Origin of the sequence: Sphingomonas sp. PvP056, from assembly GCF_040549155.1 — a bacterium.
In the GTDB taxonomy this organism is placed as follows: Bacteria; Pseudomonadota; Alphaproteobacteria; order Sphingomonadales; family Sphingomonadaceae; genus Sphingomonas.
This window is the reverse complement of record NZ_JBEPST010000008.1, coordinates 159,398-178,480: the sequence shown is the minus strand read 5'-3', so window position 1 is coordinate 178,480 and position 19,083 is coordinate 159,398. Positions and strand designations below refer to the sequence as shown.

General features: G+C 66.0%; 15 protein-coding genes. 9 read left to right on the top strand and 6 right to left on the bottom strand.

The features are described from left to right. Positions 1 to 186: 186 nt before the first annotated feature. Positions 187 to 633 carry a hypothetical protein gene (locus ABIC17_RS18020; protein ID WP_354284193.1) on the top strand — a complete coding sequence of 149 codons (447 nt, stop codon included), beginning with the start codon at positions 187 to 189 and terminating at the stop codon, positions 631 to 633. Positions 634 to 898: 265 nt separating this feature from the next. On the opposite strand, the gene ABIC17_RS18015 is transcribed toward ABIC17_RS18020, so the two are convergent. Together ABIC17_RS18015 and ABIC17_RS18010 are read right to left on the bottom strand one after the other, a co-directional pair. After that, a complete protein-coding gene (locus ABIC17_RS18015) occupies positions 899 to 2,341 on the bottom strand; it encodes an MFS transporter (RefSeq protein WP_354284191.1) in 1,443 nt (480 codons plus the stop codon). Next, complete coding sequence (locus ABIC17_RS18010) at positions 2,338 to 3,171, bottom strand: SDR family NAD(P)-dependent oxidoreductase (protein WP_354284189.1); 834 nt, start codon at positions 3,169 to 3,171, stop codon at positions 2,338 to 2,340. The genes ABIC17_RS18015 and ABIC17_RS18010 overlap by 4 nt, the downstream gene beginning before the upstream one ends. 155 nt (positions 3,172 to 3,326) lie before the next feature. On the opposite strand from ABIC17_RS18010, the gene ABIC17_RS18005 reads away from it, so the two are divergent. Together ABIC17_RS18005 and ABIC17_RS18000 are read left to right on the top strand one after the other, a co-directional pair. Continuing rightward, a complete protein-coding gene (locus ABIC17_RS18005; protein WP_354284187.1) occupies positions 3,327 to 4,472 on the top strand; it encodes an acyl-CoA dehydrogenase family protein in 1,146 nt (381 codons plus the stop codon). A gap of 143 nt (positions 4,473 to 4,615) precedes the next feature. Continuing rightward, a complete protein-coding gene (locus ABIC17_RS18000; protein ID WP_354284185.1) occupies positions 4,616 to 5,404 on the top strand; it encodes an SDR family oxidoreductase in 789 nt (262 codons plus the stop codon). 133 nt (positions 5,405 to 5,537) lie between these two features. Here the strand turns inward: ABIC17_RS18000 and ABIC17_RS17995 are convergent, their stop codons facing one another. Further along, positions 5,538 to 6,161, bottom strand: a complete 624-nt coding sequence (locus ABIC17_RS17995; RefSeq protein ID WP_354284183.1) for a retropepsin-like aspartic protease family protein — start codon at positions 6,159 to 6,161, stop codon at positions 5,538 to 5,540. Between the two features lie 98 nt (positions 6,162 to 6,259). After that, on the bottom strand, positions 6,260 to 7,411 hold the full coding sequence (locus tag ABIC17_RS17990) for an NF038122 family metalloprotease (RefSeq protein ID WP_354284181.1): 1,152 nt from the start codon (positions 7,409 to 7,411) through the stop codon (positions 6,260 to 6,262). A gap of 180 nt (positions 7,412 to 7,591) precedes the next feature. On the opposite strand from ABIC17_RS17990, the gene ABIC17_RS17985 reads away from it, so the two are divergent. From ABIC17_RS17985 to ABIC17_RS17975, 3 genes are all read left to right on the top strand, one after another. Continuing rightward, on the top strand, positions 7,592 to 8,356 hold the full coding sequence (locus ABIC17_RS17985; RefSeq protein WP_354284179.1) for a tetratricopeptide repeat protein: 765 nt from the start codon (positions 7,592 to 7,594) through the stop codon (positions 8,354 to 8,356). Continuing rightward, entirely contained in the window at positions 8,353 to 9,066 is a 714-nt protein-coding gene (locus ABIC17_RS17980; protein WP_354284177.1) for a sulfotransferase family protein, read from the top strand. Before ABIC17_RS17985 ends, ABIC17_RS17980 begins: the two co-directional genes overlap by 4 nt. Before the next feature lie 135 nt (positions 9,067 to 9,201). Next, positions 9,202 to 10,755 carry a hypothetical protein gene (locus ABIC17_RS17975; RefSeq protein ID WP_354284175.1) on the top strand — a complete coding sequence of 518 codons (1,554 nt, stop codon included), beginning with the start codon at positions 9,202 to 9,204 and terminating at the stop codon, positions 10,753 to 10,755. A 9-nt stretch (positions 10,756 to 10,764) separates the two neighbouring features. Here ABIC17_RS17975 and ABIC17_RS17970 read toward each other — a convergent pair whose 3' ends face one another. Both ABIC17_RS17970 and ABIC17_RS17965 read right to left on the bottom strand, forming a co-directional pair. Beyond that, positions 10,765 to 13,023 carry an NADP-dependent malic enzyme gene (locus ABIC17_RS17970; protein ID WP_354284173.1) on the bottom strand — a complete coding sequence of 753 codons (2,259 nt, stop codon included), beginning with the start codon at positions 13,021 to 13,023 and terminating at the stop codon, positions 10,765 to 10,767. Positions 13,024 to 13,081: 58 nt separating this feature from the next. Beyond that, on the bottom strand, positions 13,082 to 13,468 hold the full coding sequence (locus ABIC17_RS17965; RefSeq protein ID WP_354284171.1) for a winged helix-turn-helix transcriptional regulator: 387 nt from the start codon (positions 13,466 to 13,468) through the stop codon (positions 13,082 to 13,084). Positions 13,469 to 13,566: 98 nt separating this feature from the next. Here ABIC17_RS17965 and ABIC17_RS17960 point away from each other — a divergent pair, with 98 nt between their 5' ends. From ABIC17_RS17960 to mutS, 3 genes are all read left to right on the top strand, one after another. Next, the gene (locus ABIC17_RS17960; protein WP_354284169.1) at positions 13,567 to 14,316 is read left to right on the top strand and encodes an SDR family oxidoreductase; all 750 of its coding nucleotides are present in this window, start codon (positions 13,567 to 13,569) and stop codon (positions 14,314 to 14,316) included. Between the two features lie 157 nt (positions 14,317 to 14,473). After that, positions 14,474 to 15,814 (top strand): class I SAM-dependent methyltransferase, encoded by a 1,341-nt coding sequence (locus tag ABIC17_RS17955; RefSeq protein ID WP_354284167.1) that lies wholly within the window; start codon positions 14,474 to 14,476, stop codon positions 15,812 to 15,814. 149 nt (positions 15,815 to 15,963) lie between these two features. Beyond that, entirely contained in the window at positions 15,964 to 18,537 is a 2,574-nt protein-coding gene (mutS, locus tag ABIC17_RS17950) for a DNA mismatch repair protein MutS (RefSeq protein WP_354284250.1), read from the top strand. The last annotated feature ends 546 nt before the right edge of the window (positions 18,538 to 19,083 follow it).

Sequence of the window (19,083 nt, the reverse complement as noted above, 5' to 3'; positions counted from 1 at the left end):
CAACTCGTCGTTGAGCCTCTCAAAGCAGGTCTGCGCAGGCATGGAAACCCTTGCCCCAGGATGAACGGAACCTTTTCCGATGAAGCGAGTTGGCCGCGCGATGACTGCCATCTTGCGCGCTGCCAGAGGCACCGTGATGCACGATCGCGCTCGCCAACGCAGTGCATCGGCGCTAGGAATCGGGGCATGAACCGAACCGCACTGGCGCTTTGCCTGCTCGTTACCGCCTGCTCCGGCGGCGGTGGGTTCGGTAGCGATGACAATCTGTACGACACCAACACCACCGCGCCGCGACCGGGGGTCTTACCGGTCCAGATCGGCGAAGGCGGCTCGGCGTTCCAGGCGTGTGCGGGGGTCGGCGAGGTCGTCAACCTGTCGCCAGCCGGAGAGGCATACCTCCCCTTGCGCGCCGCCCCGTTCGCGGAGGCCGACGAAGTTGCCCGGCTTGGCGAGGGCACGCGCGTGTTCCGCTGCACGCGCTCGCTCGACCAGCGCTGGCAGGGGATCGTCGTCGCCCCCGCCGATGCGACCGACTGCGGCGTTGCCGCCCCGATCGCGAGCGCCCGGCCTTATGCGGGCCCGTGCAAGTCGGGCTGGGCGCTGACGGGGTTTATCCGGCCGATCGCGGGGTAGGATCCGTCCGCCCGGCGCGTTCCGAGATCCACCGCCGTTTGCGCTCTTAAGCCGTTGAATTCGCTGCACAATGGATCCCCAGCACGAGGCGAGACCTCTGCAAAGCCAGAGGTGTTCTCCCGCGCAGGCGGGAGTCCAGGCGTCGCGAGACCTGTAAGCCGTTGCTCTGCTTGGCTCTGGATTCCCGCCTTCGCGGGAAAACCGCGCATGAAGGGTCGGTAAACCGACTGACGTAAGGGTCTCGCGCACGCCCGGGGGTGACGGACTAAGCGGCCGAACTCGCGCGCAACCGTGCGTCATGCTCGGCGCGCCCGAACGGGAAGCGTGCGTAACACACCGCCGCAAGCGTGTAGAACAGCAGTTCGAGCACGACGAACACCAAGGTCAGCCGGTCGATCGCCGCGACCGGCACTTGGCCGGGTTTCGCGCCGTCGGGGAAGTGCGCGAAGGCGAGGATCTGCCCCGCGACGAAAATGCCAAGCCCGCCGACCAGTTTCTGCACGAAGAACCCGCCGGCAAAGAACACCCCTTCGGACCGTTTGCCGGTGCGGACTTCCGAATCCTCGACCACGTCCGACAGCATCGCTGCCCCCAGAATGAAGGCCGACACGCCGCACGCGGTATTAAACGCGAAGATCGTCAGCAACACCGGCAGCAGCATCGGCGATCCCGGCTCGGGGAACAGCCCGACAAAGCGCAGCACATAGGGCAAGGTCAGCAACACCCCCGCCCCCACCGACAGCGCCATCGCGCTGCGCGGCTTATCCCCGCCGCGCGTCAGCGCGGGCGCGAGGAAGAACGCACCGAGCGCGCCCGCCATCAGCGCGATCGACAGGAAATTATAGTCCCCGCCTGCGAACGCCCAGACGAACTGGTACATGTATAGCGACAGAGCGAACGAGATCCCCTGCGCGGTATAGGCGAACAGCCCCGCCGCCATCAGCCACAGAAAGGCGCGGTTCCACACCGTTCGCCCGAAGTCGCGCAGATGCTCGACCAGCGTCTCGTCGGTCCGCGGTACCTGCGGGAGGTTCGGGATCTCCGGATGCAGGCCGATCGCCGAGACGAGGATCGACGTCGCCATCACCAGCGCCGCGACCGCCGCCATCCGCGCATAACCGTCCGCGTTGAGCGTACCGACCGGATGCGTCGCATCGGGCACGAGGAACACACCGTACGCCAGCGCGAGCATCGCCAGCCCACCGCCCCAGCCGAACAGATAGCGGTACGAGAACAGCCGCGTGCGTTCGTCATAATCCGCGCTGAGTTCGGGGCCGAGCGCGGCGCCCGGGATCTCGAACATCGACAGCGCGACGCGAACGAGGAGCGCGCTGCCGAAGACGTAGAGCAACAGCGCGCCCTGCCCCCATTCGGGTGGGTTCCACAGCAGCAGCCAGCCGATCGCGACGGGCAACGCCGACGCATACATCCACGGATGCCGCCGCCCCCAGCGCCCGCGGGTGTGATCCGACAGATAGCCGACGAGCGGATCGACGAACGCCTCGACCACCAGCGCCGCCATGATCGCGAGCCCGACCGATGCCGCAGGCAGACCGATCACCTGATTGTAGAACAGCAGCAGGAAGGTCGCGAAGCCATTGTCCTTCACGCCGTATGCGATCGAGCCGATCCCGAAGGACAGTCGACTGCGGAACGACAACCGCCGCGCGGGCGGCGCGACCAGCGACCCGACCGAGCCGGGGGTCACGAGGCGAACGCCTCCAATGCCGCGAACATCGACGGCGCCTTGGGGTCCCAGCTGTGCCGCGGCCCGATCGTCAGCCCGCCGTCGACGACGATCCGCGTGCCCGTGACGAACGACGCATCGTCGCTCGCGAGATACGCCACCGCCGCCGCGATATCGTCCGATGTGCCCGCGCGCTGGAGCGGTTGCGCCTGCGCCGCCGCCTGGCCGATCATGCCGTTCGCCAGGTCGCGCTTCTCGCCCTGGATGCCGAGCGCGGAGGTGAAGATGTTGGTGGTGATGAACCCGGGGCACACCGCATTCACCCGAATCCGGTGCTGCGCCAGATCCGCCGCCGCCATCGTGGTCAGGTGGAGCACCCCCGCCTTCGCCACCGAATAGGCGGTCGGGGCAGCCCCGGTCTGAAGCGCGGCGACCGAGGAGGTGTTGACGATCGCCCCGCCCTGCCCGCGCGCGATCATCAGCGGGGCCGCATAGCGGATGCCGAGCGCGACCGAGCGCAGCAGCAGCGCCTGGGTGCGGTCCCAGTCCTCGGGTGAGATCGCGTCGATCGCGTCGCGTGATCCGCCTGCGCCCGCGTTGTTGAACACGACGTCCAGACCGCCCGCTGCGTCGGCGGCCTGCATCAGCGCTTCAATATCGCCCGCTTCCAGCACGTCGGTGCGCAGGAAATGGATCCGACCGTTCGACGTGGCGGCAACCTCCGCACCCCCCGCTTCGTCGATGTCGCCGATCCACACTTCGGCGCCTTCGCGGGCCAGCCTGAGCGCGGTTGCGCGCCCGATTCCCGATGCCGCGCCGGTGACGACGGCCCGCTTGCCCGCAAAACGCATACTACACTCCTGACTTTTGGTCATAGTAGTACGGGGGTTTAGGCGGTCAATGCGCCAGTTTGATAATGGTTTTGGAATTTCGGGTTTGCGGCGCGCGATGGTTTGGGGCATCGCCATCGAACACCGCGACGCCCAGAGACGATGCGAGAGGATGAATGGCACTCGACCCCGAAACCTTCGATGCGCTGATCGATACGGTCCGCCGTTTCGTCACCGACCGCCTCCGCCCGCTCGAGGCGCAAGTCGAGGCGGACGACGCGATCCCCGCCGCGGTCGTGCAGGAAATGCGCGAGATGGGACTGTTCGGCCTGTCGATCGATGAGGACTATGGCGGGCTCGGGCTGACGATGCTCGAGGAAGCCAAGGTCGCGATCGAACTCGGGCGCACCACGCCCGCGTTCCGATCGACCTTCGGGACCAACGTCGGGATCGGCAGCCAGGGGCTGGTCATGGCGGGGACGCCCGAGCAGAAGGCGGCATGGCTCCCGCGGATCGCGAGCGGCGAGATCATCACCAGCTTTGCACTCACCGAGCCTGAGGTTGGCAGCGATTCGGGCGCGGTGCGGACTCGTGCGACGTTCGACGGGCAGGCGTATCGACTGTCGGGGACCAAGCGCTACATCACCAATGCTGACAAGGCCGACCTGTTCACCGTGATGGCACGGACTGGCGAGGATCCCGGCGCGCGTGGCGTATCCGCCTTCCTCGTGCCGCGCGACCTGGCGGGGGTGAGCATCGGCGAGCCCGAGAAGAAGATGGGACAGAAGGGCGCGAAGGTCGCCGACGTGCATTTCGACGACGTCGTGGTGCCCGCCGAGAACCGGCTCGGCGCGGAGGGCGAAGGCTTCAAGATCGCGATGCGCGTGCTCGATCGCGGGCGGCTGCATATCTCGGCGGTCTGTGTTGGCGTGGCCGAGCGGCTGATCGCGGATTGCGTGGCCTATGCGACGACGCGGACTCAGTTCGGCAAGAGCATCTCTGAGCATCAGTTGATCCAGGGGATGCTCGCGGATTCGAAGACCGAGGCGCTGGTCGCGCGCGCGATGGTGCTGGAGACGGCGGCGGCCAAGGATGCGGGCAAGGACGTGGTGATGGAATCCGCCGCCGCCAAATATTATGCGAGCGAGATGGTCGGGCGCGTCGCCGACCGCGCGGTGCAGATCTTCGGGGGTGCGGGGTATATCGCCGATTACGGGATCGAGCGGCTGTACCGCGACGTCCGGCTGTTCCGCATCTACGAAGGCACCAGCCAGATCCAGCAGATCATCATCGCGCGCGAGACGATCAAGCGGGGGGGATGAGCGTGATCTCCCTCTCCCCGCTCGCGGGGAGAGGGCAAGCGAGCGAAGCGACGCGCGGGAGAGGGGCAGTGCGGCGTGTTCACAGGACGGCCCCTCTCCCCGGCCCTCTCCCCTGAAGGGGAGAGGGAGAAGAAGGAAGATATATGGACACGACCAACCTGTTCCGGCTCGACGGCCGCATCGCGCTCGTCACCGGGGGCTCGCGCGGGATCGGCAAGATGATCGCGGCTGGCTTCATTGCGCAAGGTGCCACCGTCTATATCTCTGCGCGCAAGGCCGACGCCTGCTTCGCGACCGCCGAGGAACTGGGCGAACGCTGCATCGCGTTGCCGCAGGACGTGTCGACCGTCGCCGGGTGCAAGGCACTCGCCGCGCAACTGGCCGAGCACACCGACCGGCTCGACATCCTCGTCAACAATGCAGGTGCGGCGTGGGGCGAGCCGTTCGAGGTGTTCCCCGAAAAAGGCTGGGACAAGGTGATGGACCTCAATGTCAAATCGCCGTTCTTCCTGACGCAGGCGCTCCACGCACCGCTCAAGGCGGCCGCAAGCGCGGGGCGGCCGGCCAAGGTGATCAACATCACCTCGATCGACGGGCAGCGGCTCAACCCGTGGGAGACGTACAGCTATCAGGCGTCCAAGGCGGCGCTGATCTATCTGACCAAGCGGATGGCGGCGCGGCTGGTGACCGATCACATCAACGTCACCTCGATCGCGCCGGGCGCGTTCGCGAGCGAGATGAACAAGGCCGCGCGCGACCATGGCGAGGCGATCGCGCGGTCGATTCCGGCGAAGCGGATCGGGGTGGACGAGGACATGGCGGGCGCGGCGATCTATCTGGCGAGCCGCGCGGGGGATTATGTGGTCGGCGACACGATCACGGTCGACGGCGGGCTGGTCCACGCCGCGCTGGGGACGAGCATCGACGCTTAGACGATCCTCCCCGGCACGGGGAGGTGGCAGCCGCAGGCTGACGGAGGGGGCGTGCCGCAGACGCTCCGCGCGCGACAGGGCCCCTCCACCGTTCGCTGAACGCTTACGGTCCCCCTCCCCGTGCCGGGGAGGATTAGCTTACCGCTTGCGGATGATGCGGCTGAAGGATCAGCACGCCGTCCTCGACGCGCCATGATTTGAGGCGGGACAGGAAATTCATCCCCACCACGTTCATGTTGCCGAACGCGGGCGACACCACCACCGGCACGTCGCGCGCGACGACATTGCCGATGCGGATCTCGCGAACGGTCGCGGTTTGCGCGGCGATCGTGCCGTTGGCGGTCTGCATCATCACCGGCATTACCGCGTCGCGCGGCTCGATCCCCGCGGCGGCGGCGGTGTCCGCGCTGAGCGCCGTCACCGTCGCGCCGCTGTCGACCAGCATCCGCTTTTCGTAATCGCCGATCTTCACGCGGACCCAGAAATGCCCGTCAGGGGACATGCGGACTCGCGTTTCCCCGCCGACCGCCTGTTGCTGGCCGAGCTGGAACCGCTGCGCCATCCGTGCGAACATCGGGTCGAACTGTGCGCGTTCGGACAGGATCACCAGCATCAGCACGATCGCACCCGCCGTCAGCCCGAACGACAGCAAGCGACCGATGAACGGCACGCGCCGCGCGATCAGCATCACCGCCACCACCGCGGCGATCAACAGGTACAGCGACGAATGACCGCCGAGATCGGGAAGAGCACTCACGACCGGGAGATAAGGCGTCGACCCTCCGATATAAAGGCTGCGCCGGGTTGCGGATCGTGGTGGCGACGCGGGTGGTGTTCACCCGCGTCGGTGAACCGTCAGGCCAGCACGCGCCGCCCTTCCGTCTTCCGCCGGGAGGCTCCGCCGATCAGGCCGAAACCGACGAGCATCAGGCCCCACGTCGCGGGTTCGGGCACCGCCGACGTCGCGAGATAGCGCGCGTAGATCTGCGACGTGGTTTCGGTCGAATAGGTCAGCGCATCGACGCTGAGGTTCCAGCCCATCGCATCGAATGCGGCGAGATCGAGCGCGGTCACCGCACCGGTCTGTGCGTAGCAGAAGGTCGGGTCCATGATTCCGTTGCCGACCTCGCAGTTGGCGGTATCCTTCCAGTGCGATGCCTGTCGCCCGTCGCCATTGTAGGATCCGGTCGCAAAGGTGTTCCCGAACAATGCGGTCGCACCGCCATCGATCGAGAAATATTTGGTGCCGCCGACGGTCAGGTCGAGCACCGGATCGCTGCCGGCGACGAGGTTGGTGGGATCGGTGCTGTAGCGGAACATGTCGAGCGAGCTGAACAGCGACGTATCGTTGAGACTATAGCCGAGCGCCCCGGCCCCGGGCCCATTCGGGTCAGCGAAATAATCGATCGCGTCGACACCCGACACGAACCCCAGCGCATGGCCGATCTCATGGATGGCGACGCCGATGAAATCGAACGTATTGGCGCTGACGCCGTCGGTCGGGTTGAAATCAAAACCGAAATTGCTGCTGAACTGCACCGCTCCGTCGAGCGCGCCGGGATTGGCCAGCGTCCCGCCGATCGCTTTGATCACCGACGAATTGAGATAGAGCGTCGTGCTCGAGACATCGCCGCTGGTGACGTATTTATAGGCGTCACTGATATTCTGCGTGCCACTGGCATCGGTGCCGTTGGTGATGAAGCTGGCCGAACCATCGTTCAGCGTCGGCAGGACGATGTTGCTGTCGATCGCCGATCCGCTCTTGGTCGCATTGATTCCGTTTTCCCAGTTCTGAACGGAATAATCGAAGGCGTAGCTCCGCGTCGACCCGATGACATTCGGCGGAAGCGCCGCGAAGCTCACGCCCAGATTGATTGTCGCGTCATTGGTAAACATCTTTGACCAATAGTTCGCGGCGATGTTAAACCCCTGTTCCGCCGGTGATCCCGCCACACCGCCAAGATCGATGAGGTTGATCACTGATGCATTGGCACTGGTGGTCGCCATCAATACCGTTGCGCAAAATAGTCCTGCCCGTGTCTTCATAGTAGCCCCCCGCTGCTTATTAAGAATCATATCCCCGCTCACTCGATATTAACCAAACTGACATGCCTTGATTTGGCGTCAAGCAAATGATGTAAGTAATTTACAGTATATGATGGTAGACAGGATCGGACTGCACTCTTCATGCCGTCGCTCGCGAACACGTCCATCTCGCACTATGCCGCAGCACTGAAGGCTGCGCTGGCGCGGCGGGACCGGGAAGACACCAGCCGGTGCGTGTGCGCGATGCTCGACGGCGACGCCGCATTGGGGCCGCAGTGGAAGGCGATATCGCAATTGATGCAGGTCAGCGGCGAGGCGACGCTCGCCCATCGCGCGATCGATGCGTTCGTTGCGGCGTCCGGCAACGCGCCGGGGGCACTGTATGCCAAGGTCGTCCTGCTCACACAGACCGGCCAGTTGCGCGCGGCGCATGATCTGCTGGCATCCCTGCCTGCCGATACTCCCGACCCCGCCAGTCACGCCTATGTCCTTGGCAACACCGCGATGACGCTCGGTCGCCGCGACGCCGCGCGCGCGCATCTCGAAACCGCGGTCACGCTGCGGCCCGGCTGGGGCCCCGCGTGGCTGTCGCTCGCGACCAGCATCGATCTGGCAAAGGATCCGCTTGCCGCCCGGCTGATCGCCGATGGTCCGGCGGCCGAACGCCAGCATCCGGGCGACCTTGCGCGCTATTGCTATGCGCTCGGCAAATATCACAGCGACCGGCGCGATCCCGCGAACAGCTTCGCAGCGTTCGCGCGGGGGGCAGCCTTGCTCCGCAGCGAGATGCCGTACAGTCGTGCCGGCAACACCGCCAACGCCGAACAGGCCATGCACGGCTTCACAGAAGCGATGATCGGCGCGCCCGACACGCCCCGCGCCGCGATGCGCGGCCGATCTTCGTGACCGGCCTGCCCCGCTCGGGCACGACATTGGTCGAACACATCCTCGCGAGCCACAGCGCGGTCGCGGACCGTGGCGAACTCAATCTGCTGCAACAGGTCGCGGTCGCGGCGGGGGGCAATTCGGGCGAGGCGCTCGCGCGGTATTTCGCAGGCGGCGGCACACGCGATGCGCTTGCCGGTCTGTATCTCCATCTCCTCGACGAACGCTTCGGCGCGACCGGACGGATCGTCGACAAGACGATCGACGCGAGCCGGTGCCTCGGGCTGATCGCGACGATTCTGCCCGATGCGCCGCTGATCTGGATGCGGCGCGATCCGCTCGACAACGCCTGGTCCGCGTTCCGCACCTTCTTCATCCATGGCCTCGCGTGGAGCTACGACCTCGCCGACATCGCGCATCACATGCAGCTGGAGGACCGGTTGCTCGCCTATTGGCAGACGCGGTTGGGGGATCGGCTGCTGGTCGTGCCGTACGGTGCGCTGGTGGACGCGCCGGGGGAATGGACGCGACGGCTGCTGGAGCATTGCGGGCTGGCGGAAGAACCCGGCGTGTTCGCGCCGCACGAGACCGAGCGCGCGGTCGCCACCGCCAGCGCGCTTCAGGTCCGCCGCCCGATCAACCGCGACGGGCTGGGGGTGGCGGAGCCGTATCGAGCGTGGTTGCAGCCGTTCGTCGCGGCGTACCAGAGGGCGGAATCGTCTCCCACGTGAGAACTGCGGCCATGTGCCTGTTGGAACAGCATTCTCCGGGTGCCGGTCTACCCCCTCCGCGTAGTGGCGAATGGATTGCGGGCAGGTTTTGAATGAGGCACCGTGCATCATGCTGGGTGGCACACGGGGGATTTCATGCGACGAATCTTGGTAAGTATTGCGTTGCTCGCTGCGACTAGCGCGAGTGTCTCGCCTGCGCAGGTGACCGACACGCCGCCTGCGGCCTGCGAAATGCCGGCAATGGCGATTCTGCAACAAGTCGCCAATGCCCCGACCGACACGGCGCGCCTTGAATTGGTGGATCGCGCGCTGGTGCTCCTCGTCCAACCAACGGCGTTCCGGGGCCAGATCCTGTGCGCCCGCGCCGCTTTGCTGGAGCAGATGGACCGCAGTACGGAAGCACGTGCCGGGTTCGACCAATGCCGACTGCTGCGCCCGAATGATCCTAACGTTTTGCTCCCGATCGCCTTCGACGAATCACGCCGTCAGCGGCCGGTCGAGGCGGCGCGCCTCCTCATTCGCGCCGCGAGTCTGCGCGCCGCCGCACTGGATGGCGTCGACAGCGATTTGATCGCGACCATCCTTCGCCAACTCTATTATGCAAAGCAGGACGACGTCGCGAACGAGCTGGTGACGACCCTGGTGTCTGCGGGATATCCGCGGGACAATCCCGTTGTCCTGTCCGATTACGTACGGATCGCGATCCTGTCCCGCCTGCGCGCCGGCGATACGGCAGGGGCGACGCAATTGCTCCCTTCGATCCTGTCCCCAGGTGTCGGGATCGGGATGCTGATCGATCGTCAGTTCGCGCCGATCTGGCCCGCGATCGAACAATGGGCGGGGGACGATCTGTCGATCCAGCGCCGCGCCCTCGTTTCCGCCGCGCGTGCGGCCTTCGAGACGAGCGGTAGCGCGGCAGCGCGAAACCGCTACGCCGCCGCACTGGTCGAAACCGGCCATCGGGACGACGCAATCGACCTGATCGACCAATGGCTATCCACCTCCTATACGCCCGACGAAGCGTGGGATCGCAACCGGGCAATCCTGCAGCAGGGGCGATGGCTCGCTGGCCAGGGGCAACGCGCCGAGGGCATCAAACGCATGCGTGCCGCGCTGGAACGGCCACCGGGTGCCAACGCAGGGACCGAAAATATCGTGCCCAACCTCATCAGGCAGATGCTGCTTGCCCGGGACTATGCCGGGGCAATGGATTTGCTCGACCACCGTACGCCAGACGCCGCTCACATGGAGAGTCCGGCGGCGATGGGCTATTTCGTGTCGCTGCGGGCGTGTGCGCTGGAGGGCTTGTCCAAACACGCGCAGGCCGTTGCCGAACTGAACCGTGTCCGCACCCAATATGCGGGGGTCGCCGGAGCGCAAAGCGCCGCGATTGCGTGCGTCGGGTCGATCGACGAACAAGCGCAATGGTGGTTGCAGAAGGTGCGCGAGAAAGATCATACCGCCACGCTGACCAGCCTCGCGGCTGCGCGCTATGCCAAGGCCAACAAGCTACCCGCTGCCTCGATCGAGGAGATCATGCTGCAGCGGATCGAGAATCGACCGGACGTACGGCAGGCGTATCTTGAAAACGCGCGGGACCTGCCCGAGCGCTATGCGCCCGGGCTGGACGACTTCAACACCGCCCCGCTCCCGCCGCGGCGGACAGCGGCACCGCTGTCCGCCACCTGACCCACAGGTTCAGCGCGCGATCCCGCCCGCTGCCAGCACCGCGAGCGTCACCAGTTCGCTCGCGGTCGAGGTCATTGGCGCGATCTGGACCGATTTCTCCATGCCGACCAGCATCGGCCCGATCACCGCGTCGCCGCCCAGTTCGCGCAGCAACTTGGCCGAAATGTTGGCGGATTGCAGACCCGGCATGATCAGCACATTGGCCGGCCCGGACAGCCGCGCAAACGGGTAGTTCGCGAGCTGCTTGGGGTTGAGCGCGACGTCGGGGGCCATTTCGCCCTCATATTCGAACCCGACCTGACGGCCATCGAGCACGCCGACCGCGGCGCGGATGTTGTCGAGCCAATTACCCTCGGGGTTGCCGAAGGTCGAATAGCTGAGGAACGCGACGCGCGGTTCATGCCCCATCCGGCGCGCGACCTGTGCGGTCTGCTCGGCGATATCGGCGAGTTCTTCCGCGGTCGGGCGCTCATTGACCGTCGTGTCCGCCATGAACACGGTGTGGCTCTGCCCGACCATCAAGTGGATGCCGAACGGGGTCTGCCCCTCGGCAGGATCGATCACGCGGCGGATTTCGCGCATCGTGTGCGCATAGGTGCGCGTGATGCCGGTGATCATCGCATCCGCATGGCCAAGCTGGAGCAGCACTGCGCCGAAGATGTTGCGATCCTGGTTGATCATCCGCTCGCAATCGCGCCGCAGATAGCCGCGCCGCTGGAGCCGCTGATACAGGAAATCGACCATCTGCGGGACGAGCGGGGAATTACGGCTGTTGTGGAGTTCGTAAGCGTCCGGATCCACGACGCCGAGCGAGCGCAACCGGTCGGGCACGTCGTCGCGGCCGACCAGCACCGGCGTGCCATAGCCGCCGTCCTTGAACGCGATCGCGGCGCGCAACACGACTTCCTCTTCGCCTTCGGCGAACAACACCCGTTTCGGATGCGCCTTCGCGCCCTCGTAGGCGAGCGTCAGCACCGAGGTGGTCGGGTTGAGGCGCGCCCTCAGTTTATCGCGATACGCTTCGAGGTCGAGGATCGGCTTGGTCGCAACGCCCGAATCCATCGCCGCCTTGGCGACCGCGACGGGGATGATCTCCATCAGTCGCGGATCGAACGGGGTCGGGATGATATATTCGGGGCCGAAGGTGTGCTGCACGCCGTAAGCGACCGCGACCTCCTCGGGCACCTGCTGGCGCGCGAGTGCCGCCAGCGCGCGGGCGGCGGCGAGCTTCATCTCGTCATTGATCGTCGTCGCGCGCACGTCGAGCGCGCCGCGGAAAATGAACGGGAAGCACAGGACATTGTTGACCTGATTGGGGAAATCCGAACGCCCGGTGGCGATGATCGCATCGGGCCGCGCCGCCTTGGCTTCGGGCGGGGTGATCTCGGGCGTGGGATTGGCCATCGCGAAGATGATCGGCTTGGGCGCCATCTTCATCAATTCGTGCGCGGGCAGCGCGCCGGCCGCCGAAACCCCGATGAACACGTCGGCACCGTCGAGCGCTTCGGCCCGCGTCCGCTTGGTGGTGTTGACGGCATGCGCCGACTGCCACTGGTTGATGTCCTCGCGACCCTGATAGATCACCCCACCCAGGTCGATCATCGTCAGATGGTCGTTCGGCAAGCCCATCGTCTTGATCAGCTCGGCGCAGGCGATTGCGGCGGCACCGGCGCCGTTCATCACGACCTTGGTGGTCTTGATGTCGCGGCCGGTCAGAAACAGCGCGTTGATCAGGCCCGCCGCGCAGATGATCGCGGTGCCGTGCTGGTCGTCGTGGAACACCGGAATGTTCATCTTGGCGCGCAGCGTCTGCTCGATGATGAAGCATTCGGGGGACTTGATATCCTCGAGGTTGATGCCGCCGAAGCTCGGCTCCATCAGCTCGATCGCGTCGATCAGCCGGTCGGGGTCCTCGGTCTTGAGTTCGATGTCGATCGCGTCGACGTCGGCGAAGCGTTTAAACAGGACCGCCTTGCCTTCCATCACCGGCTTGGACGCCAGCGCGCCGAGGTTGCCAAGCCCGAGGATCGCGGTGCCGTTGGAGATCACCGCGACGAGATTGCCCTTGGCGGTATAGTCATAGGCGCAAGAGGGATCGGCGGCGATTGCCAGCACGGGAACCGCGACGCCGGGCGAATAGGCGAGCGCGAGGTCGCGCTGCGTCGCCATTGGCTTGGATGCGATGATCTCGATCTTGCCGGGGCGTCCTTCCGAGTGGAACAACAGCGCTTCGCGCTCGGAAAACTGGACGTTGGATTCTTCAGGCATGGGGGGCGCACTCCTAATAGTCCCGCCTTAAGCAGACTTTGGCCGGATGGGAACGCCCCTAGTCGACGCTACGGCCATCAAACGCGGCACGCGCCGCGGTGATCCGTTCGAGATTGTGCGCCGCCCACGACCATACGCCACAGAATGCCTCCGCCAGCGTGAAGCCGAGATCGGTCAGCCGATATTCGACCTTTGGCGGGATGACGGGATGCACCGTGCGGATCACCAGTCCATCGCGTTCCATCTGGCGCAGTGTCTGGGTCAGCATCTTCTGGCTGACGCCCTCGACCAGTTGCGCGATCCGCGAGAAGCGCAATTCGCCGTGTTCGGTCAGGACTTCGAGCGTGATCATCGTCCATTTGTCGGCGACCCGTCCGATCACCTCGGTAACGAGTGCCTCGACGCGGGGGTCGAGATCCTGCGGGTAATCATGCGCGATCGTCATCGGTATCCCCGGGGTGCCTATGGCACATTTCGGTGCCTTCTTACGCAAGCAACCTAAGCCTCATATCTGCGTCTGGCCATTCGCACAGGAGACACAGCATGAAGATGACCGGCAACACGATCTTGATCACCGGCGGCGGAACGGGCATCGGCCGCGCGCTGGCCGAGCAATTCCACGCTCGCGGGAACCACGTGATCGTCGCGGGCCGCCGTGCCGAGCCGCTCGAGGCGCTGGCGCGCGACGTGCCCGGGATCGCGACCGCGCTGCTCGACGTATCGGACGCAGCCGATATCGCGCGGTTCGCCGACAGCGTCACGCGCGATCACCCCGCACTCAACGTCGTGCTCCACAATGCCGGGATCATGAAGGCGGAGGACATTGCCGCGGATCGCTATGACCTGCACGATGCCGAGGCGATGGTCGCGACCAACCTGCTCGGCCCGATCCGCCTGACCGCCGCGCTGCTGCCGCATCTGCGCCAGCAGTCGGGTGCGGCGATCCTGACGGTGTCGTCGGGCCTGGCGTTCGTGCCACTGGTCGCGACGCCGACCTATTCGGCGACCAAGGCGGCGATCCACAGCTGGTCGCAATCGCTGCGTTCGCAGCTTGCCGCCACGGGGATCGACGTGATCGAGATCGCCCCGCCCGCGGTCGCGACCGACCTGATGCCGGGTCATGCCGAGAACCCCAATTCGATGCCGCTCGACGCGTATATCGCAGAGACGATGGCGCTGCTGGAAGCGAACCCACAGGGGCCAGAGAATACCGTCGATCGCGTCAAGTTCCTGCGCAATGCCGAGCGCGAGGGACGGTATGATGCGGTGTATGGCGTACTCAACGGGGGATGACGGTAGCGTTCGTGGGGCGGCGCAATTGTCTTTCCTGCCCCACGAGTTCTTCACCGATATACAGCATGACCCTCAGTTATTATGGAGCATTCCCAATTATAATGGTGGCGTAACTCTTTCTTTGAGATAGCGTGACGGGATCATATCATTCGGAGCAATGATGCCAGCTCTCCATACGTCCGCGCTTGCTCAATATGTTGAAGATGCCGTCAATGCCCCGGGGGGATATCAGGATCCCGCCATCGTAGCGAAGTATGAACCGATCGATCTGGTCTTCGATACATCGGTCGACCAGAGCCTATCGCCTTATTCTGACGCGTATTTCGCGCAGCAGATGGCGCTGTACAGCGAAATTGCCGGTCGTGATCTGGACCAGGAACAGGGCGAACTCCATTCGGGTGATCACACGGCGTTGCGGCATGCCCCGAACCCTACCGGGATTCAGGATGCTGCCGTGCTGGCGGAATATGTTCGTTGCGTTGCTTCAATGCAGGCGCTTGCGTGTCTCGATGGGCGACCGACCGTGCTCGACATGGGGGCGGGCCACGGGCTCGGGTCCGAAGTCATCGCCTATACCGGCTGCGTGGTGCACGCGGTCGATATCGATCCCGGCCTCGGTGCGCTCAGTCGACACCGCAGTGCCGAACGCAACCTCGACGTTACTCGCCTCGATCTCAATTTTGACGATCTCGGGACACTGGCAGACGCGCATTATGACGCGGCCTTCTTCTTCCAGGCGCTGCACCACAGCCTTCGCCCGTGGAAGCTGATTGCCGACCTCGCTACCAAACTGAAGCCCGATGGCGTCATCGCGTTCGTCGGCGAGCCGATCCAGAATATGTGGTGGCGGAACTGGGGCATACGCCTCGATCCGGTTTCCCTGTTTGTTGCGCGCCGGGATGGCTGGTTCGAATCCGGCTGGTCGCACGACTTCATTCGGGACTGTTTCGCCAGAAGCGGCTTCCATCTGACGTTCCTTGCGGGCGGTTACGGCGGAGACGAGATCGGGATCGCAACCCGGAATGAAGGGAAGCGCCAGGCGGTTCTTGCGCAGGCGCGGAAACTGGGGTTCGGCGAGGTTCAGAAAGCCGGGACGGTGGGGTCCGACCAGCAGTATCGCAGCGGCTTGGGCGAAGCTGCGGCGCTCTGCGGCCGACCGGCGTTTCGTCAGGTGCGCAAGGGCAACGATGCCCTCGTTTATGGCCCTTACGCCGCCGCATGCGCCGGAACATATGAAGTGTCGCTGCTCGTACAGGATGACGGACCGGGCTGGCGCTTTGGCACGTCCGGGTATCTCACGGTGGACATCATCCATGGCGCGGGCTCGGAGCAACTGTTCCGGACGCGAGAACGGGCCACGGGCGGCAACAAGGTGCGCCTGCTTCGCTATCAGGTCGAACTGACTCGAGATGTCGAAAGACTAGAGATCCGGGCGTTTTCGTCCGGGGCGTCCGACTGGACCGTCAGTGTCCCGGCGATTCAGCGCCTCGCGGACTAGCGACTTCGCTCGACGAACGGCGTTCGCACCATTGCCCTTGGAGCCGGCGGTGTTCCGAACGACATGACGCGCGCCGGAATCTTCGCTACCCAGCGGCGATGCCATCCGCTTCTCCCGCCCCTGCCCCGACTGCCGCCGCGCCCACCCCGATGATGGCGCAGTATCTCGCGCTCAAGGCGGAGGCCGCGGATTGCCTGTTGTTCTACCGGATGGGCGATTTCTTCGAACTGTTTTTCGATGATGCGAAGATCGCCGCCGCCTGCCTCGACATCGCGCTGACCGCACGCGGCGAGCATCACGGTGTGCCGATCCCGATGTGCGGCGTGCCGGTCCATGCCGCGGACGGCTATCTCGCACGGCTGATCAAGGCGGGGCACCGCGTCGCGATCGCCGAGCAGACCGAGAGCCCCGCCGAGGCCAAGAAGCGCAGCGGCAAGACGCTCGTCTCGCGCGCGATCGTGCGGGTCGTGACCGCGGGCACGCTGACCGAGGAAGCGTTGCTCGATGCGCGCAGCGCCAATTGGTGCGTCGCGATCGGCGAGGCGGGCGGCGCGGTGGCGATCGCTGCCGCGGACATTTCGACCGGGCGGTTCGAACTGATCGCTTGCGATGCAGCGGGTCTGACCGCTGAACTGGCGCGGCTCGCGCCTGCGGAGACGATCGCGTGCGATGCCAGCGACTTCGCTGAGCTCGCGACGATGCTGCGCCCGCGCGCGGAATTCGACAGTGCGCGTGGCGAGGCGCGGTTGAAGGCGCTGTACGCAGTCGCGACGCTCGACGGGTTCGGGCAGTTCGACCGGGCGGCGCTGTCCGCGGCGGGCGGGCTGGTCGCCTATCTCGACCATACCGCCAAAGGCGCGATGCCGTTCCTGCGCCCGCCTCGGCTCGGGCAGAGCACGCAGCATATGGCGATCGACGCGGCGACGCGCGAAAGCCTGGAACTCACCCAGACCACGACCGGTGCGCGCAAGGGCAGTTTGCTGGACTCGGTCGATCGCACCGTCACCGCGGCAGGGGCACGACTGCTCGGCGCGGATCTCGGTGCGCCACTGATGGAGCGCGCGCCGATCGAGGCGCGGCTCGACCTCGTCGCGTTGTTGTCCGACGACAGCGGGTTGCGCGAAAGTCTGCGCGGAACGCTGCGCAGCATGGCCGATATCGGGCGGGCGCTCGGGCGGCTCGCGGCTGGGCGCGGCTCCCCGCGCGATCTCGGACAATTGCGCGACGGGCTCGACGGCGCGTGGCGACTGGGGGAACGGCTCGGCGGGATCGCTTCGCCGCCTACGCTGCTCGCCGATCTCGCCCCACGCCTGCGCGGGCATGGCGCGCTGATCGACCTGCTGACCCGCGCGCTGGTCCCGTCGCCGCCGATCGATGCATCGGACGGCGGCTATATCGCGGCGGGCTATGACGCGGCGCTCGACGACCTGCGCGATGCGGGCGCGGGCGGACGGCGTGCGATCGCCGCGCTCGAGGCGGACTTCCGCAGCCGCACCGGGGTGGTGCAGCTCAAGATCCGGCACAACGGCGTACTGGGCTATCATATCGAAGTGCCGGCGCGCTCGGCGGATGCGCTGATGAAGGCGGACAGCGGCTTCACCCACCGCCAGACGATGGCGGGCGCGGTGCGCTTCAACGCGCCCGAACTCCACGAGGTCGCGCAGAAGGTGACGCAGGCGGGTGCGCATGCGCTCGCGGCGGAAGCGGCGCATCTCGAGGATTTGATCGCCGCTGCGCTCGACCGGCGCGAGGCGGTCGCCGCCACCGCTGATGCGCTCGCGCGGCTAGATGTCGCAGGCAGCCATGCCGAACGTGGCTGCGAAGGCGGCTGGACGCGCCCGGAGCTGGTCGATCACGCCTGTTTCGACATCACCGGCGGGCGGCACCCGGTGGTCGAGGATGCGCTGGCGAAACGCGGCGAACGCTTCGTCGCCAATGACTGCCGGTTGTCCGAGGATTCGCGGCTGTGGCTCGTCACCGGGCCGAATATGGGCGGCAAATCGACCTTCCTGCGCCAGAACGCGGCGATGGCGGTGCTCGCGCAGGCGGGGAGCTTCGTCCCCGCGACCGCGGCGACGCTCGGCCTCGTCGACCGGTTGTTCAGCCGGGTCGGCGCGTCGGACAATCTGGCGCGCGGACGCTCGACCTTCATGGTCGAGATGGTCGAGACCGCCGCGATCCTTGCGCAAGCGACGCCGCGCAGCTTCGTGATCCTCGATGAAGTCGGGCGCGGGACCTCCACCTATGACGGGCTTGCGATCGCCTGGGCGGTGGTCGAGGCGATCCACGACGACAATCGCTGCCGCTGCCTGTTCGCGACGCATTATCACGAGCTGACGCGGCTGGCGGAACGCTGCGACGCGTTGACGCTCCACCATGTCCGCGCGCGCGAGTGGAAGGGCGAGCTCGTGCTGTTGCACGAAGTGTCCGAGGGGCCGGCGGATCGCAGCTACGGGCTGGCGGTCGCACGACTGGCGGGGTTGCCGCCGGTGACGATCGCGCGCGCCAAGGCGGTGCTGGCGAAGCTCGAGGCGGGGCGCGCCAAGACCGGCGGGCTGGCGGCGGGGCTGGATGACTTGCCGCTGTTCGCCGCCGCGATCGAGGCGGAAGAGGAGGAATGCGACGCGATCCGTGCCGAGGTCGAGGCGCTGGACGTCGATGCACTGACCCCGCGCGAGGCTTTGGAGACGCTGTACCGGTTGAAGGCGTTGGCGCGGGGGTAACGTCCTGCCGTGGGCGCTTCCCCGGCGGAGGCCGGGGCAAAGGTGCGAGCGTTTTGCCAACGGGGCGCAGCGATCGATCGACCAGCCTTGCGCTCCTGGGCCCCGGCCTTCGCCGGGGAAGAATAGTTTAGAAAAGGTCGCGGCCTTCCCAAGCCGATCGTAAGCGGCTGGCGCACACATAGCTTTCTTCCCCGGCGGAGGCCGGGGCCCAGTTGCGGGCGTCTTGGCAACGAAGCGCAGCGATCGATCAACCGGCCTTGCGCTCCTGGGCCCCGGCCTTCGCCGGGGAAGGATAGTTTAAAAAAGGTCGCGGGCTTTCCAAGCCGATCGTAAGCGGCTGGCGCACTCATAGCTTTCTTCCCCGGCGGAGGCCGGGGCCCAGTTGCGGGCGTTTTGATAACGGAGCGCAGCGATCGATCAACCGGCCTTGCGCTCCTGGGCCCCGGCCTTCGCCGGGGAAGGATAGTTCAGAAACGCCGCCGCCTTTTCCTGCCGTTCGTAAGCGGCTGGCGCACACTCAGCCTTTCTTACCCGGCGTAGGCCGGG